Annotated in this window: 15 protein-coding genes; 10 read left to right on the forward strand and 5 right to left on the reverse strand. The window is 64.9% G+C overall.

Annotated elements, in window-relative coordinates:
* Positions 1 to 51: 51 nt before the first annotated feature.
* Positions 52 to 1848: a ShlB/FhaC/HecB family hemolysin secretion/activation protein gene (locus ACQR1E_RS17920; protein ID WP_316169781.1), complete on the forward strand. Its 1797-nt coding sequence runs from the start codon at positions 52 to 54 to the stop codon at positions 1846 to 1848.
* Between the two features lie 15 nt (positions 1849 to 1863).
* On the opposite strand, the gene ACQR1E_RS17925 is transcribed toward ACQR1E_RS17920, so the two are convergent.
* Positions 1864 to 3111, reverse strand: coding sequence for a multidrug effflux MFS transporter (locus tag ACQR1E_RS17925; protein WP_434897358.1), 1248 nt, complete (start codon positions 3109 to 3111; stop codon positions 1864 to 1866).
* 205 nt (positions 3112 to 3316) lie between these two features.
* Between ACQR1E_RS17925 and ACQR1E_RS17930 the strand changes: the two genes are divergently transcribed.
* Complete coding sequence (locus ACQR1E_RS17930; RefSeq protein ID WP_315713316.1) at positions 3317 to 3658, forward strand: YqfO family protein; 342 nt, start codon at positions 3317 to 3319, stop codon at positions 3656 to 3658.
* A 117-nt stretch (positions 3659 to 3775) separates the two neighbouring features.
* On the opposite strand, the gene ACQR1E_RS17935 is transcribed toward ACQR1E_RS17930, so the two are convergent.
* Entirely contained in the window at positions 3776 to 6070 is a 2295-nt protein-coding gene (locus ACQR1E_RS17935) for a tetratricopeptide repeat protein (protein ID WP_434897359.1), read from the reverse strand.
* Positions 6071 to 6399: 329 nt separating this feature from the next.
* Here ACQR1E_RS17935 and ACQR1E_RS17940 point away from each other — a divergent pair, with 329 nt between their 5' ends.
* Positions 6400 to 6642 carry a hypothetical protein gene (locus tag ACQR1E_RS17940; protein ID WP_315713314.1) on the forward strand — a complete coding sequence of 81 codons (243 nt, stop codon included), beginning with the start codon at positions 6400 to 6402 and terminating at the stop codon, positions 6640 to 6642.
* Between the two features lie 134 nt (positions 6643 to 6776).
* Here the strand turns inward: ACQR1E_RS17940 and ACQR1E_RS17945 are convergent, their stop codons facing one another.
* Positions 6777 to 7034, reverse strand: a complete 258-nt coding sequence (locus ACQR1E_RS17945) for a hypothetical protein (RefSeq protein WP_434897360.1) — start codon at positions 7032 to 7034, stop codon at positions 6777 to 6779.
* On the opposite strand from ACQR1E_RS17945, the gene ACQR1E_RS17950 reads away from it, so the two are divergent.
* The 4 genes from ACQR1E_RS17950 to ACQR1E_RS17965 all read left to right on the forward strand — a co-directional run bounded on the left by ACQR1E_RS17950 (position 7027) and on the right by ACQR1E_RS17965 (position 11943).
* Positions 7027 to 9234: an arylsulfatase gene (locus tag ACQR1E_RS17950; protein WP_434897361.1), complete on the forward strand. Its 2208-nt coding sequence runs from the start codon at positions 7027 to 7029 to the stop codon at positions 9232 to 9234. The genes ACQR1E_RS17945 and ACQR1E_RS17950 overlap by 8 nt on opposite strands.
* 412 nt (positions 9235 to 9646) lie before the next feature.
* Entirely contained in the window at positions 9647 to 10648 is a 1002-nt protein-coding gene (locus ACQR1E_RS17955; protein WP_316187641.1) for a SphA family protein, read from the forward strand.
* Between the two features lie 150 nt (positions 10649 to 10798).
* Positions 10799 to 11419, forward strand: coding sequence for a CAP domain-containing protein (locus ACQR1E_RS17960; protein ID WP_434897362.1), 621 nt, complete (start codon positions 10799 to 10801; stop codon positions 11417 to 11419).
* Between the two features lie 170 nt (positions 11420 to 11589).
* Complete coding sequence (locus ACQR1E_RS17965) at positions 11590 to 11943, forward strand: hypothetical protein (protein WP_315713304.1); 354 nt, start codon at positions 11590 to 11592, stop codon at positions 11941 to 11943.
* 69 nt (positions 11944 to 12012) lie between these two features.
* Here ACQR1E_RS17965 and ACQR1E_RS17970 read toward each other — a convergent pair whose 3' ends face one another.
* Positions 12013 to 12738 carry a Crp/Fnr family transcriptional regulator gene (locus ACQR1E_RS17970; protein WP_316201765.1) on the reverse strand — a complete coding sequence of 242 codons (726 nt, stop codon included), beginning with the start codon at positions 12736 to 12738 and terminating at the stop codon, positions 12013 to 12015.
* A gap of 124 nt (positions 12739 to 12862) precedes the next feature.
* On the opposite strand from ACQR1E_RS17970, the gene ACQR1E_RS17975 reads away from it, so the two are divergent.
* A complete protein-coding gene (locus tag ACQR1E_RS17975; RefSeq protein WP_316174215.1) occupies positions 12863 to 13099 on the forward strand; it encodes a hypothetical protein in 237 nt (78 codons plus the stop codon).
* A 6-nt stretch (positions 13100 to 13105) separates the two neighbouring features.
* Here the strand turns inward: ACQR1E_RS17975 and ACQR1E_RS17980 are convergent, their stop codons facing one another.
* Positions 13106 to 13711 (reverse strand): TetR/AcrR family transcriptional regulator, encoded by a 606-nt coding sequence (locus ACQR1E_RS17980; RefSeq protein ID WP_434897363.1) that lies wholly within the window; start codon positions 13709 to 13711, stop codon positions 13106 to 13108.
* A 181-nt stretch (positions 13712 to 13892) separates the two neighbouring features.
* On the opposite strand from ACQR1E_RS17980, the gene ACQR1E_RS17985 reads away from it, so the two are divergent.
* Together ACQR1E_RS17985 and ACQR1E_RS17990 are read left to right on the forward strand one after the other, a co-directional pair.
* The gene (locus ACQR1E_RS17985; RefSeq protein WP_316169776.1) at positions 13893 to 14183 is read left to right on the forward strand and encodes a hypothetical protein; all 291 of its coding nucleotides are present in this window, start codon (positions 13893 to 13895) and stop codon (positions 14181 to 14183) included.
* Between the two features lie 122 nt (positions 14184 to 14305).
* Complete coding sequence (locus ACQR1E_RS17990; protein ID WP_434897398.1) at positions 14306 to 14869, forward strand: HXXEE domain-containing protein; 564 nt, start codon at positions 14306 to 14308, stop codon at positions 14867 to 14869.
* The last annotated feature ends 1 nt before the right edge of the window (position 14870 follow it).

The raw sequence follows: 14870 nt of genomic DNA on the forward strand, positions 1-14870 counted from the left end.
TTTTCCTCACGCATTTACGCTTCGTTGACCTTAACAAACTAAAAACGAGGCATGCGCGCTGGTTGTGTCGACGGAACTGGGAGGACTGCGGGTTGGCGCGACTTCGCGGCCGTACCGCACGGCTCGCGACGGCTGCACGGAACCGCGATCGCCGCCGGCATTTCCCTGTCGGCGTTGCTGTTTGCAGCAACGGCCCATGCGCAGCAGGTCGGCCAGCCGGGCTTCGATCCGCGGCAGACCGAGCGATATTTCGACGAGCAGCAGTCGCGGTCGACGCAGCCGCCGCCGCGGCCGCGTGCGCCGCAATTCGCGCCCCAGGGCGGCGGCGATCGCAAGCCCTTGTTCACCATGCGCGGCGTCACGCTGACGGGGGCGTCCGCGCTGCCCGCCGAGCAGCTCGCCGCGAGCTATCAGCCCTATCTCGGCAAGCCGGTGTCGCAGGCCGACCTCGCGGCGATCACGACCGCGATCAGCGATCAGTACCGCGCCGCCGGCTACCATCTCAGCCGTGCGATCATACCGCCGCAGGACATCCATGATGGCCGGGTGCGCATCCAGATCATCGAAGGCAGCATCACCGAGGTGACCTTGAAGGGCGCCGGCGCGGAAGAGTTCGGCATCAGGCCGATGCTCGGCCCCGTGCTGGCCGAGCAGCCGTCCCGGCTCGCGACACTGGAGCGGCAGTTGCTGCTGATCAACGGCCGCGGCGGCGTCCGTCTGGTCGATTCCGCGCTGGAGGAGATCGGCGGCACCACCGGCCGGTTCCGCCTGGTGATCGAGCTGCAGACCTGGCACGTCTACGGCTTCGCTGGCGTCGACAATCTCGGCTCGTCGACCGTCGGTCCCTGGCAGAACTACGCCACGGCCGCCTTCAACTCCTATCTGCTGCCGGGCGACACGCTCACCGCCAACCTGTCGACGACGCCGGGAGATCCGCGCCAGCTCGCGTTCGGCCGGCTGTCCTATGAGGTGCCGGTCGGCACCGACGGCGCCTATGTCGGCGCCTCCGCGCTTTACAGCGAGGTCCGGCCGGGCGACCGGAGACGGCTGTTCAACGACAACACGGTGACCGAGACGCTCGAGCTGCGCGGCGGTATCGCGCCGATCCAGTCGCAGCGCGCCTCGCTGAAACTGAATCTCGCGGCCGCCTTCAGCGACGTGACCGAGCGCGACCTGTTCGGCATCTGGTATCGCGATCGCATCCGGACGCTGACCTTCACCGCCGACTACCGCTGGAAGGATGATGTCGGCGGCGACAGCTACCTGACGCTGGCCTACCGGCAGGGCCTGAACGCGTTCGGGGCGACGCCGCTCGACGATCCCCTCGCCTCGCGCGCCGGCGCCTCGCCGAGCTTCTCGGTCTTCAACGGCTGGTTCGCGCGCTATCAGACCTTGTCCGAGGCGTGGTCGCTGAAGCTCGCCGCCGCCGGCCAGCTCGCCTCGGGTCCGCTGTACAATTCGCAGCAGTTCTATCTCGGCGGCCTCGCCTATGGCCGCGGCTATGGCAGCGCCGAGATCAGCGGCGACAATGGCGTCGCCGGCACGTTCGAGGTCCGCTTCGAGCAGAAACCGAACTGGCAGTATCTCACGAGCTATCAGCTCTACAGCTTCTTCGATGCCGGGCTCGCCTGGAACGACGGCTTCCGGCCGTCCGACGGAGTGGCGCTGACCTCGGCGGGTGCCGGGGTGCGCTTTACCTTCCCGAACGACTGGCGCGCCGATCTCGGCGTCGCCGCGCCGCTCAGCTATCGCGCGCCGGGCAACACGACGCGCAGCGCGCGTCTGCTGTTGACGCTGTCGAGCGTGCTGAAGCTGTGCCCGCAGCGCGGGCAGGGGCCGTGCATTTGAGGACCTCGGCGGCGGTCAGACCGGCTTGCCGGAGCCGTGGAACAGCCGGCCCTTCTCGGTGATCAGCACGATGACGAGCGCGCTCGACGTGCAGACCAGGAAGCCCGCGGCGAAGGGCAGCGCGGTGCCGTCGAAGGCCTGGCCGACGATGGCGCCGGCGGCCATGCCGAGCAGGGTCGTGATCGAGCCGTAGAGCGAGGACGCGGTGCCGGCATTCGCCCGCTGCGGCTCCATCGCCAGCGCGGTGAAGTTCGCGAACATCAGGCCGAACGAGAACATCATGCCGGCCGACAGCAGCATGAACAGCCACAGCGGCAGCGTGCCGAGGATCGCCGCGCTGAAGCAGGCCAGCGCGATGACGACGCTGCCGACCAGCGCGCCGTGCGAGATCATGCGCATGCCGAGCCGCCCGACGAGGCGGGCGTTGAGGAAGCCGGCCACCGCGATGGTCACCGCGATCGCCGCGAAGGCGAGCGGGAAGTAGTGGCCGAGATGATAGACGCCGGTGAACAGTTGCTGCGAGGACAGGACATAGCCGAGCACGGCGCCGAAGATGCCGCTCGCCGCGAGCGCATAGCCCAGCGTCTGGCGATTGGTGAGGGTGTTGCGGAAGGCCCCGACGATCTCTTTGACCGAGAACGGCTTGCGCTCGCTCTCCGGCAGCGTCTCGGGCAGCCGTGCGGCGGTCCACAGCAGCGTGACGATGCCGTACAAGGTCAGCACGACGAAGATGCCGCGCCACTGCGTCAGCAGCATCACCGCCTGGCCGAACGACGGCGCGATCACGGGAATGGCGATGAACACCATCATCGCCAGCGAGACGACGCTCGCCATGCGGCGGCCGGCATAGCAGTCGCGCACGATCGAGGTCGCGATCACCCGCGTCGCCGCGGTGCCGAGACCTTCCAGCGCGCGCGCCAGCAGCAGCATCTCGAAGGACGGCGCGGCGATCGCGAACAGGCTGGCGACCGCATACAGCACCATGCCGCCGATCAGCACCGGGCGCCGGCCGAAGCTGTCGGACAGCGGGCCGATCACGAACTGGCCGAGACCGAAGCCGATGACGAACGCCGTCAGCACCGTCTGTAGCCGGTTGGCGACGTCGATATGGAACGAGGCGCCGATGTTCGGCAGCGCCGGCAGCATCATGTCCATCGCCAGCGGATTGAGCGCCATGATCGCCGCGACCACGATGACGAATTCGGTGAAGCCCATCGGCCGGTGTCGGACGATCTCGATGGTGTCGGCACTGGTATCAGCCAAGGCGCGGGCCTTCCATGGTGTTGGGAATGCGGGAGAGATCACCGATAAGTATCGGGTTTGCTGCGTCGCACAAGGCGTGTTTCGGAATGGCTGGTCACCGGCGCCGGCGCTTTCGCGATTGTGACCGGTTGTGACCCGCTGAAAATTGCGCCAGCGGCGACGCGATGGTAACGGCCGTGTGATCGACGTCCGGATCCAGGCCAGCATGAAGACCTACAAGATCGTCGTCTATGTCCCTGAAGCGGCGGGCGACGCCGTGCGCCGCGCGATGGGCGAGGCCGGCGCCGGCCGCATCGGCAATTACGACCACTGTTCGTTTACCGCGAAGGGCGTGGGCCGGTTTCGTCCGCTGGCAGGCGCCAACCCGGCCGTCGGCGCGGTCGGCCAGCTCGAGACGGTCGAGGAGGAGCGCATCGAGACCGTCTGCGCCGAGGACCGGCTGAAGGCCGTGCTACAGGCGATCCGCGCTGCGCATCCCTATGAGGAGCCGGCGATCGATGTCTACCCGATCGAGGTGGTTGCGTTGCGATCCGCCGACAGCGCTTGATCGCATTGAGGAGCCGTTCGACTTTGCGTCCCTGGTCATTTCAGCGTCGATTTCGCGCTCGCTCCATTCGAGGTTCTCGGGCGCCCTTTGTGAGCTCAAGCAGGAGAGCCAGCTATCTTAGTTTGGCTTGTCAATCTGCCGCCTGATCTCGCCGATGAACGCCGCCAGATTCCGGTCCTCCGGCGTCATGATTGCGAGCCTTTCGGCGTAGCCCAGCGCCGCCCTTGCATCGCCTGTCGCGCGGCTGAGCGAAACCAGAGCGGACAGCACGTCCCTATCGCTGGGATGGCTTTCCAGAGCCTCCTTTAGGACCGTCATTGCCTCGTCGGCTCGCCCGCCGGAATGCAGCGCCACCGCGTAGACATAGATATAGCGTGCGCGACCCGGTTCGAGTTCGGTTGCTCTGCGCAACTCGGCGAGCGCCTCGTCGTGCCGCTTCAGCCGGGTCAAGGTCAGGCCGAGTGCGTGATGCGCGGCCGCGTCGGTAGGTGATGCCGCAATTGCTCCGCGCAGAACGGTTTCTCCGTCGCCGTCGCGGCCAATTTGGCGATAGAGGTCGGCCAGATTGATGGCGGCCGCCGCATAGTGCGGGCTGAGCCTGAGGGCTGCCTTGTACTCGGTCTCTGCGTCCCCGGTCTGTCCGCGCAAGGCCAGGAAGTTTGCCAGTGCGGTGCGGGCCTCGGGCCGTTCGGCATTGGCGCGCTGCGCCGTGATGAATTCGTGTGCCGCCTGATCGAAGCGTGCGCGATCGGGCAGCGGCTGGCTTGCGGTCGGAACGGAAGCGAGCAGGGAGGCGACCCTGATCCGCACGCCACGCACCGGATCGGTGAGCAGCGGCGAAACCAGCGGCCAGATCTGGCCGGCGGGCACGTTTTCCAGCATGTCCAGCGCGCCGATCCGCACCATGGGATCGGGATCGGCCAGGCCTGCCCGTGCGGTCGCAATGTTCGCCGGAGCGATGCGCGAGGCGAGTTCGCCGAGCGCGCTCGCACGCGCCACGGCCGGCGCGTTCCTGTCCGCGGCCAGAAGGCCAAGCAGCGCGGCGGCGTCGGCCTGGTCGCTGCGTGCTGCGCGGAATGCGGGCCCATAGGTCTGGAAGCCCTTTCGGTCGGACCCGAACCATTGCTCGATCGCGGCGGCGGCCCATTGCGCCGGCTTGTCGCTGTGGCAGTCGTTGCAGGCGTTCGGGGTTCCCAACGTGACCGAAAGATCGGGTCGCGGAACGCGGAAGGCGTGATCGTGACGCGGGTCGATCTGCATATAGGTGCGCGCCGGCATGTGGCACGACATGCAGGTCGGCGCCGGATCGGCGTCCGCGTGATGGCGATGCTTCGCATCGGCGTATTTTTCGGACGCATGGCATTGCAGGCAAACGCCTTCGCCGGAGACTCGGAGCTTTGCGCCGTGCGGCTCGTGACAATCGCTGCAGGTCACGCCGGCGGCAAACATCTTGCTCTGCTTGAACGGCGCATAGTTATAGGGCTCCTCCACATCGCGGATCTGGCCATCGGCATGATAGGTGGTCCGCGCCAGCGCCTCGACAATATGGGTCTGGGACAGCGATTGACCGGGTGTCCAGTCCTCGCTGAAGCCGGCACGGCGCGCGTGGCATAGCCCGCAGGTCTCGATCTCCTTTCGCAACGCGGCCGGCGCGGCTGAACGCGTCGCATTTCCGCTCCGCGGATCGATCGGCCAGGTGACGCCGCGCCGTTCGTCGAAACGGACAAGCAATCCCCTGCTCGGATCCTCGTGCTTGCCGAATGGCCACCAGCGTTGCTTGTCACGCGCCCAGGCGGCGTGGGCGGAGCCCTGACCGTGACAGGTCTCGCAACCGACGCTGATTTCCGCCCATGTCGTCGCGAAGCGATCCGTCGCGGCGTCGTAATGCTTGCGCACGCCGGTCGAGTGGCATTCCGCGCACATGAAGTTCCAGTTCTGGTTCAGCTTGGTCCAGTGCAGGACGTCGTCATGCTTGATCTCTTCTTCGGGATGGAGATGGAACCAGCGCTGGCCGCCTTTGTCCTTGGGCCGGCCGTCCCATGCGATCGGCAGCGCCTGGATGCGCCCATCTGGAAACTCGACGAGATATTGTTGCAGCGGATCGACACCGAACGTGTACTTCACCTCAAACACGGCAAGCTTGCCGTCGGGCCCGTCGGTTTCGATCATGAATTTTCCGCCATCGCGGAAGAGGCGGGAATGCACACCGAAGTAGTCGAAGCTCTTGTTGAAATCGCCGAGCACCGTCTTGTCGGTCGCGTGCGCCATCGCGGCCTTGTGCTGCGAAATATCCCATAATTTGGCTTCCGCCTGATGGCAGCCGGCGCAGCTTTCGCTGCCCACATAGGTGGCGACGAATGAGGCCTGCGCCGTGGAGGCCGGTCCGTCGGCCTTGAGGAGATGAAAAACCATGCCGACCACCAGCACGAGCGCGATCGTGACCGCTACTGCTATCCAGATCGCGCGCCTGGAGAAGGCCGTTTCGCCGGACGCAAGCCGATCCGCCGGCGCAGCCGGTGATGGGGCCGCGGCGGATCCCTTCCGCGGTCCCTTCGTGCCGGCTTTTGGCGGCCTGCGTGTCAACGCTTGTACCTCACGCCCCAAATTGGTGAGCTTGCGATCAAGCTGCTCCGTCGGTCATCTCCGCACATGCAGGAATGTCTGCCAAGGTTGCTTGACCTGCATCAAGGTGTGCCTCCCGGAGGGGCCGATAATGAGCTTTCCGATGGGAGGATGCCAAGATGAAATTATCAGTTGCCCTGACAGGGCTGTTGCTGGTGACGGGGTTCGTAGCCGCGAGCACCGAAAGGGCAAGTGCCGTGGTGTATTGTCAGTATGTCGAGTATCCCGTCGGCTGCGTCGTCAGGCCCGGCGTCGTGCTGCGGCCCCGCCCGGTGGCGCGCGCCGTGGTGGCCCCAGGCGTGCGCGTGCGGGGAACGCCGATGAATCGAGGCGGGCCGGTCAATCGCGTCGGCAGACGCTAGAATTATAGAATTATCGCTCTCCGCGAGCCGGTTGGGCCGGCCGAACGTCATTGCCCGCGCCGATGATCGCGGTTTGCGGGCAGGATCGTTCCGGCAGCGAGAAGCCGTGTCAATTGTGTCATTTGTCAATTGTCTCATCCAAAGGCAGTGATCATGAAGCGAATGAAGTTGGCTGCGTCGGTCCTGTCGTTGACGACGCTACTCATGCTTCCAGCATTGGCCCAACAGTCGGCGCCGCCGAGTGCTGTGTTGCCGACCGAGCGATCGGTTCTGCCGATTCCTGAGCCGAACCCTCCACACAGCACCGTATTCGATGCGCGCGATGCGCCGCCGCCGCCGCGGTTTGAAGTCAAGGCGCCGGCCGGTGCACCCAATGTACTGATCGTGCTCATCGACGACATGGGCTTCGGCCAGTCGAGCGCATTTGGCGGCCCGATCAGGATGCCGACGGTCGACCGCCTCGCCAACGAGGGCCTCCGCTACAACGAGTTTCACACCACGGCGCTTTGTTCGCCGACCCGCGCGGCGCTGCTCAGCGGCCGCAACCATCACATGAACAATTTTGGTTCGATCGCGGAAACCGCGACGTCCTTCCCGGGACAGACCGGTCAGCGTCCCAACAATGTCGCGTCCGTCGCGGAGATGCTGCGGTTGAACGGCTACAGCACGGCGCATTTCGGCAAAAATCACGAGACCGCGGCATGGGAGGTCAGTCCCTCCGGCCCGACCGACCGCTGGCCGACGCGCCAGGGCTTCGACAAGTTCTATGGCTTCATGGGCGGCGAAACCAATCAATGGGCGCCGCTGATCTACGATGGCATGACCCAGGTCGAGCCGTCGACGGACCCGAACTATCATTTCATGACCGACATGACCGACAAGGCGATCGACTGGATGCGGTCGGAGAAATCGCTGACGCCGGACAAGCCGTTCTTCATGTATTTTGCACCCGGCGCCACCCATGCCCCGCATCAGGTGCCCAAAGAATGGATCGCCAAGTACAAGGGCAAGTTCGATCAGGGCTGGGACAAGCTGCGCGAGGAGACGTTGGCGCGGCAGATCAAGCTCGGCGTGGTGCCACCCGATACCAAGCTCGCCCCGAAGCCGGACGCCATCCAGGACTGGGACAAGCTGAGCGCTGACGAGAAGAAGCTGTTCGTGCGCCAGATGGAAGTATTCGCCGGATTTGGCGAATACACCGACACCGAGATCGGCCGCCTGATCGACGCCATCAAGGCAACGGGCCAACTCGACAATACGTTGATCTTCTACATCGTCGGCGACAACGGCGCGAGTGCCGAAGGCGGCGCGAACGGCCTGTACAACGAGATGACCTATTTCAATGGAGTGCAGGAAACCGTCCAGGACGTCTTGAAGCACTATGACGAACTCGGCGGTCCCAGCACCTACGGCCATTACGCGGCCGGCTGGGCGGTCGCTGGCGACACTCCGTTTACCTGGACCAAGCAAGTGGCCTCGAGCTATGGCGGCACCCGCAACGGCATGGTCGTCCATTGGCCGAAGGGGATCGCGGCGAAAGGTGAGCTTCGTCCGCAGTGGCATCACGTCATCGACATCGTGCCGACCATTCTCGAGGCAGCGAAACTGCCTGAGCCCAAGAGCGTAAATGGAACGGTCCAGACTCCCATTGAAGGCGTAAGCATGGCCTACAGCTTTGCCGACGCCAAGGCGCCGAGCAGGCATGTGACGCAGTATTTCGAAATCTTCGGCAACCGCGCGATCTACAGCGACGGCTGGCTTGCCGGCACGGTGCACCGGGCGGCCTGGGAAACCAAGCCGCGGCGGCCGCTCCAGCAGGATATCTGGGAGCTTTACGATGCGCGATCGGACTTCAGCCTGAGCAACGATCTGGCTGCCAAAAATCCGGACAAGCTGAAGGAGATGCAGGAGCTGTTCCTGAAGGAAGCAGTGAAATACAACGTGCTGCCGCTCGACGACCGCACCCTGGAGCGCACCAACGCGGCGCTGGTCGGACGTCCCGACCTGATGGCGGGCCGCACCAGCCTGACGGTCTACGAAGGCATGATCGGGATGACGGAGAATGTCTTCATCAACCTGAAGAACCAATCGCACGCCATTACTGCCGATCTGGACATCCCGAAGGGCGGAGCCAATGGCGTCATCATCGCTCAGGCCGGACGGTTCGGTGGCTGGACCTTCTACCTGAAGGACGGCAAGCCGACCTACACGTATAATTTTCTCGGTCTGCAGCGATACACCGTAACCGCCAAGCAGGCTCTTCCGGCAGGCAAAGCCGCACTGCGCTTTGAGTTCGCTTATGACGGTGGCGGCCTGGGCAAGGGTGGCGTGGGTACGATCCTCGTGAACGGAAAGACCGTCGCGACCGGCCGGATCGAACGAACCCAATGCTGCTTCTACTCCGCGGACGAAGGCGCAGACGTCGGTGCCGACGAAGGCACACCTGTTACCGAGGCCTACAAGGTGCCGTTCAAGTTCACAGGGAAGATCGGCAAGGTGACGATCGATCTAGTGGGTATGAAGAAGGCCGACAATGAAGAAGCCGTCCAGGCCCGCAAGGCAGCGGCTTTGAAGAAAGGACTGTCCGATTGATGCGCTCTTCGTGCTCGCCAGGTCAGTGGTCGGTCCTTTGAGAAGGAGCGTGCAATGCAAATAGCCAATCTGGCGACGATCCTTCTGGCTTCAAGCTGAGGGGGGCGTCGGGCAAAATGCAAGCACCGTGGAGCCGAGGTTCTCGGGTGGAAGTGCCGGATCAAGACGCTTGAGAAAGGTCTGACCGAGTTACCCAAAAGTGGTATCGCTACGATCATGTCGGACGAGTTTTTCAATGTCTACGACAAGACCGGACGGGGGATGAGCGACTACAAGCCGTAGTCGTCGACGACAACTCAGGCATGCCGCCTGAAATGGGAGCGTGGGGGGATTACGATTGCAGCGCGATAGATCGGGACGCAGGTCCGGCTTCCTGCGATTGTGGCTGAGCGGCGTTTTCGCGTCCGCCGCGGTGGCTTCTTTTTCGCCTCTGGTCGCCCATGCCGATGAGAGCGGCATCTCGTTCTGGCTGCCGGGATTGTACGGCAGCCTCGCCGCAACGCCTGCCACGCCGGGCTGGTCGGTGGCTGCCATCTACTACCATACGAGCGTGGGTGCCTCAGGCGCGGCCGCGGCGTCGCGCGAGTTCCAGGTCGGACGATTTTCTCCAACCGTCAACATCGATCTCAATCTGGCTTTGCGCGGCCAGGCCGATCTGATGTTCATCGCGCCGACCTACACGTTTGCGACGCCCGTACTCGGCGGCCAGTTGTCGGCGACGCTGGCCAGCGTCTACGGCAGAAATTCCGCGAGCATCGCTGGTACGTTGACGACGGTTGCCGGTCCGATCGTCAGCACGCGCACCGGATTCCTCGAAGACGCACTCGTCTCTTACGGAGATCTCTATCCGACCGTGAAGCTGAAGTGGAATAACGGCGTCCACAACACCATGGTCTACGGCGCCGGCGATATTCCCGTCGGCGACTACAGTCGGAACCGGCTGGCCAACATCGGCATCGGTCACGGCGCCATCGACTTTGGCGGCGGCTACACTTATTTGAACCCGGTGACCGGCACGGAATTTTCGGCCGTCGGGGGCTTGACCTACAATTTCAAGAATCCCGATACCCGGTACCAGAGCGGCATCGATTTCCATCTCGACTGGGGCGTGTCGCAGTTCCTGTCGAAGCAGGTCTTCGTCGGTTTCGTTGGCTACGCCTATCAGCAGATTACCGACGACGTCGGTCAGCCCGCCGCTCTCGGCGGCTTCCGCTCGCGCGTCCTCGGCGTTGGCCCGCAGATCGGATATATTTTCCAGATCGGCAGCAATCAGGCGTTCCTGGGGCTGAAGGGATATGGCGAGTTCGACGCCGCCAACCGGCCGTCGGGCTGGAACACGTGGCTGACGTTCTCGATCTCGGAGGCCGCGCCCGCCAGCACGATTGCGCCGACTTGGCACAAAGTGTCGAAATAGAATAGAGAAGTATCGACCGCCCGCATTGGACTGAATTCCGGCATTGTCATATCGGGTGGTTCCGCGGCGGTCCAGCACGTCCGTCGCTTCGGATCAAAGCGGGATCGAGCGACCGTTACCTACTCCGGATTGATGAGCACGTGTCCTAGCATGCGGGAGCTTCGTTTCGCGTTGCGCGGCTTTCGCGCGGTTTTGGTTGCAGCGCTGCTGGCGCTGTCGGCCCATGCGGCATTTGCCGGCGACTCCGCGCCGGCCGATCAGATCTCGGCGTTTCGGCTCGCGCATGGCGAAGGCCGCGTGACGCGCGACGCGACGCTCGATCGCATCGCGATGGAGCAAGCGCGCGCGATGGCCGACAAGGACGATCTCAGCCACGAGGTGCTCGGTTCCTTCACCCGCCGTGTGGCTCCGTCGAAGGCCGGCCGTGCGGCCGAGAACATCGCCTATGGCTACGACAATTTCGACAAGACGCTGGGGCAGTGGATCAACTCGGCGGGGCACCGCAAGAACCTGCTGCTTCCCAAGGCGACCAAGGTCGGCATCGCCAGCGCAAAGAACGCCAACGGCAAGCGGACCTATTGGGCGATGGTGATCGCGGGCGACTACGAGACCGACAGGCCGAAGAGCAAGGCCAAGGCCGTCGTCGCGCAGGCCGCGACCCGATCCGCGAAAGGCGACGCCAAGCCGGCGACGCGCTGGGGCGCCAAGCCGCCGGCGTCCGCCTCCAAGGACTGCCACCTCAGCATCAAGGTGATCGGTCTCTGCATCTGAGTGCGGGGATCCGTGGGCCTCGGCTGGACGCCACGCCTGCCGCGCGATCACGGCGTTGTGCGAACAGCGCACGTTGTCGGGGTGAGCTTTATCAGATATACAATCAATGGTTGTCTTTTGGGCAGCCACTATTGTGAAGATTTTTCATCTCATTTTGTAAGGAGACAATCATGGCAGTCATTGAGCAGACCTCGGCCACCAGCACCAATCCGCAGACCGTCTCGGCGTCCTACCAATGGTCGCTCACGTCCTACGAGGAGCAGGGCAATCTGTGGCTCAAGTGGAGCACGAACTCGCCGTTCCGCGCGCAGCAGGGGCAGATCTCCGTCTACAGCGGCAGCAGCTTCCCCTCCGATCCTCAGAAGGACCGCAAGGCCTGGTCGTGGGACAACGAGCACGGCGGCGGCTCGGGATGGGACACGGGCTTGCGCTACGGCTCCGACTGGCACTGCGCCTGGATCGCCGAGAAGAGCCCGAACGGGCCCTACGCCTACGTGGTCAAGCTCATCACCAAGGTCGCCTGAGCTGACGCGCGCAACCGTTAAAGGTGGGAGTCGCGAGCCCACGTGAGTGGCCGCGCTGAGACCTGTGCCTCAGCGCGGCTGCTTCTTCAGGTGCAGATAGCTGGGATCGAACTCGCCGATCGCGCATAGCCGCGTCCAGTCGTGCACCGTCAGCAGCCCGCTGCGGAAATCGACAGCGCGGCTGGCGCGCAGCTCGACCAGCGTGCGGTTGACCGTCGCGATCGCGATGCCCAGTGCCTCGCCGAGCTGCACCAGGCTGACCGGCAACTGCAACTGATCGTGCCGGACGTGGCCGAGCGCGCGGGCGCGATAGAACAGCTCGCAGAACATGTGCGCCATGCGCGCCGGCTTGCTCCGCGCGCTGTTGTTGGTGATGGCCTCGCGGAAGATCGACGCATCGATCAGCGTCTCGCGCCAGATCGCAAAGCCGAGCGTCGGCCGCCGGCTGATCGCGCGGGTCAGCTCCTTGTGCGCAACGCTCGCCACCACCGCCGGCCCGATCGCGCAGACGGCGTGATCCATGCAGTCGAGGAAGATCGACTGGGCGTCGGGCCAGTCACCGGGCATGTGAAAGGAGAGATACTGCCGCTGCCCGCCGGACAGCAGGTGATAGCGCGCCACCCATCCGGAGATCACGACGACGGAACGGTCCGGCTCGTCGCCCTGGCGGATGAGGTCCTCCTGATCGGCGAGCTCGCGCAAAGCGGAGCTGAAATTCCGGATCTCGGCGATGTCCTCGCCGGACAGTTTCGAATGCTCCCTGAGCTTGTTGGTGACGATCCGGTCCGCATCCATGAAAATCCTACCGTCCGGCCGGGGGTTGCGTATCAAATGAGACGACGGAGCAGGCGTTACCGACTAAGGTCGCCGTCAGCAGATGCGGTCGAAGGTTGCCGGTCGCCGCATCGGGAGAACATCTGTGCCCCACATCGCGTTCCTCAACCGGCTCCGCCGATTGTTCGGTGGCACGGGGCCGCATATCGAGACCATCGCAGCCGCCCTTGCCGACGGCCGCATCAAGCAGCCGGCTCATCCGATGTCGGATCAGGAGCTGTCGCGCGCCATCCGCGAGTTCCAGAGCCGGCCGGCGTCGGAGGAGGCCTTGAAGAAGCTCGCTGAGCGGCTGGAGGCCGCCAAGCCCGACGGCCCCCCGTGACGGCCCTCATGACGATTTGGCGGGATCCGGCTCCAGCAGGAACAGCATCAGCCGCACCAGTTCGTCCTCGAGCTCGCGTGTGCCGACGAGGCGATGTTCGCGCATGACGGCAGCCCGGATCGGGCCCAGCGCAGCGCGGACCAGGATGAAGCGGCGCGCGGCCGGCATCGCCTCGATCCGCAATCCCACCGTCGCGATCAGCCGTTCGGTCATGCGGTCCACCATCTCGTGCAGCGCCTTCTGCAGCTCCGCATCGTTGCCCAACAGACCGATAAGATAGCGCCGCACACGGTGACGGCCGGCGAACGGGGCGAAGCCCTGGCGCACCGCCGCGCGCACGATCGCCTCGCGTCCGAGCCCGCGATGCGCCTCCAGCGCCTCCCCGAACTCAGCCTCCTGTCGAGCGAACTCGCGCAGCACCAGCGCACGCAACAGTGAGGTCTTGTCCCTGAAATAGCTATAGAGCGTGCCGATCGAGAAGCCCGCGCGCTCGGCGATGGCGTTCGTGCTCAGCCCCTTGCCGCCGCCGCTCTGCAGAAGTTGAGCGGTTGCCTCGAAGATCACGTCGAGGGTCTGCCGCGTGCGCTTCTGCACCGGGGTTTTTCGAAGCATTTCAGGAGCTTGCTGCACGGTCTGGACCTCGGCTGGCGGACGGGCGAAATCGAGTAGGCGTTGCTGCCGGCTCGGGTTAGATCAGAGCCCGCATGCGGGCGGCCGGACACTGAGTGGATGTGCTCCGGACCGAGCCTGCTTGCGCCGGGCTGAACCTCATTTGAACGAAGGACTGATTGCCATGCTGCGCGTCGCATTCCCGTTTGTCACATTCATCGCCGTCTCCCAATGTCTTCTGTCGCAGGCCGCGCTGGCCGGCAACCGCGCCGCCGCCGACAGCTGTGCCGCCAAGCTGTCGCCCGTGGCGAAGCAGATCTACGACGTCGCAGCTCCTGCCATCGGCCCGGACAGCGTCGTCAAGGATGTGATCGTGGAGCGTGTCAGGCCGCTGGTGATGGCCGGCAAGTTCGATCGCGACACCGCCCGCGCCAACGCCACGCCGGCCGGCGAATGCCTGGTGCTGCTCAAGTAGGTCGCGCCGCGCCCCGAAAGGTTTGGAGGCTGCGACAGGACATCACGCCGCAGCCTCCCGGCGCGGCGGTGTCCGGAGCAACCCGGCTTGGCAAGTTCAGCCGACTCGCGCATCACTCGCTGATGCTGGACCTTCTCTCCCGTCACTGGGTGGCCGGTGCCGTGTTCATGGCCGCAGCGCTGCTGGCGCTGGTACCGCTGCTGGCGGCCGACTGGCCGCTCGCGCTGCTGCTGATCTTCCTGCATTCGCCGGGCTACATGATCCACCAGGTCGAGGAGCACACCGGCGACCGCTTCCGCAGCTTCGTCAACAACGTGATGTTCGGCGGCCGCGAGGCGCTGACCACGATCGACGTGCTCTGGGTCAATTGCGGCGCGGTCTGGGGCATCGACCTGATTGCGCTCTACGCCGCCTGGATCGCCGGCCCGGCCTGGGCGCTGGTCGCGCCCTATCTGATGCTCGTCAACTCGCTCGGCCATATCGGTCCGGCGCTGCGCTTCCGTGGCTACAATCCCGGCCTCGTCACCGGCATCGTCCTGTTCATCCCGCTCGGTCTCGTGACGGTCCTCACCATCCCGGCGACGGCTGCCCAGCATGCCCTCGGCTTCGGCCTGTCGCTGCTGCTGCACGTCATCATCGCGGCCAACGCCATCCGGCGCGCGTCGCATGCCCGCGCCGCAGCCTGAG

The organism is Bradyrhizobium sp. HKCCYLRH1030 (assembly GCF_051168395.1).
Taxonomy (GTDB): Bacteria; Pseudomonadota; Alphaproteobacteria; order Rhizobiales; family Xanthobacteraceae; genus Bradyrhizobium.

Bases quoted from the DNA above. Each gene is read 5' to 3' on its own strand.
- ACQR1E_RS17920 (WP_316169781.1), top strand. From the start codon at position 52: ATGCGCGCTGGTTGTGTCGACGGAACTGGGAGGACTGCGGGTTGGCGC.
- ACQR1E_RS17930 (WP_315713316.1), top strand. From the start codon at position 3,317: ATGAAGACCTACAAGATCGTCGTCTATGTCCCTGAAGCGGCGGGCGAC.
- ACQR1E_RS17935 (WP_434897359.1), bottom strand. From the start codon at position 6,070: ATGGTTTTTCATCTCCTCAAGGCCGACGGACCGGCCTCCACGGCGCAG.
- ACQR1E_RS17940 (WP_315713314.1), top strand. From the start codon at position 6,400: ATGAAATTATCAGTTGCCCTGACAGGGCTGTTGCTGGTGACGGGGTTC.
- ACQR1E_RS17945 (WP_434897360.1), bottom strand. From the start codon at position 7,034: ATGAGCACGATCAGTACATTGGGTGCACCGGCCGGCGCCTTGACTTCA.
- ACQR1E_RS17960 (WP_434897362.1), top strand. From the start codon at position 10,799: ATGCGGGAGCTTCGTTTCGCGTTGCGCGGCTTTCGCGCGGTTTTGGTT.
- ACQR1E_RS17965 (WP_315713304.1), top strand. From the start codon at position 11,590: ATGGCAGTCATTGAGCAGACCTCGGCCACCAGCACCAATCCGCAGACC.
- ACQR1E_RS17970 (WP_316201765.1), bottom strand. From the start codon at position 12,738: ATGGATGCGGACCGGATCGTCACCAACAAGCTCAGGGAGCATTCGAAA.
- ACQR1E_RS17980 (WP_434897363.1), bottom strand. From the start codon at position 13,711: ATGCTTCGAAAAACCCCGGTGCAGAAGCGCACGCGGCAGACCCTCGAC.
- ACQR1E_RS17985 (WP_316169776.1), top strand. From the start codon at position 13,893: ATGCTGCGCGTCGCATTCCCGTTTGTCACATTCATCGCCGTCTCCCAA.
- ACQR1E_RS17990 (WP_434897398.1), top strand. From the start codon at position 14,306: ATGCTGGACCTTCTCTCCCGTCACTGGGTGGCCGGTGCCGTGTTCATG.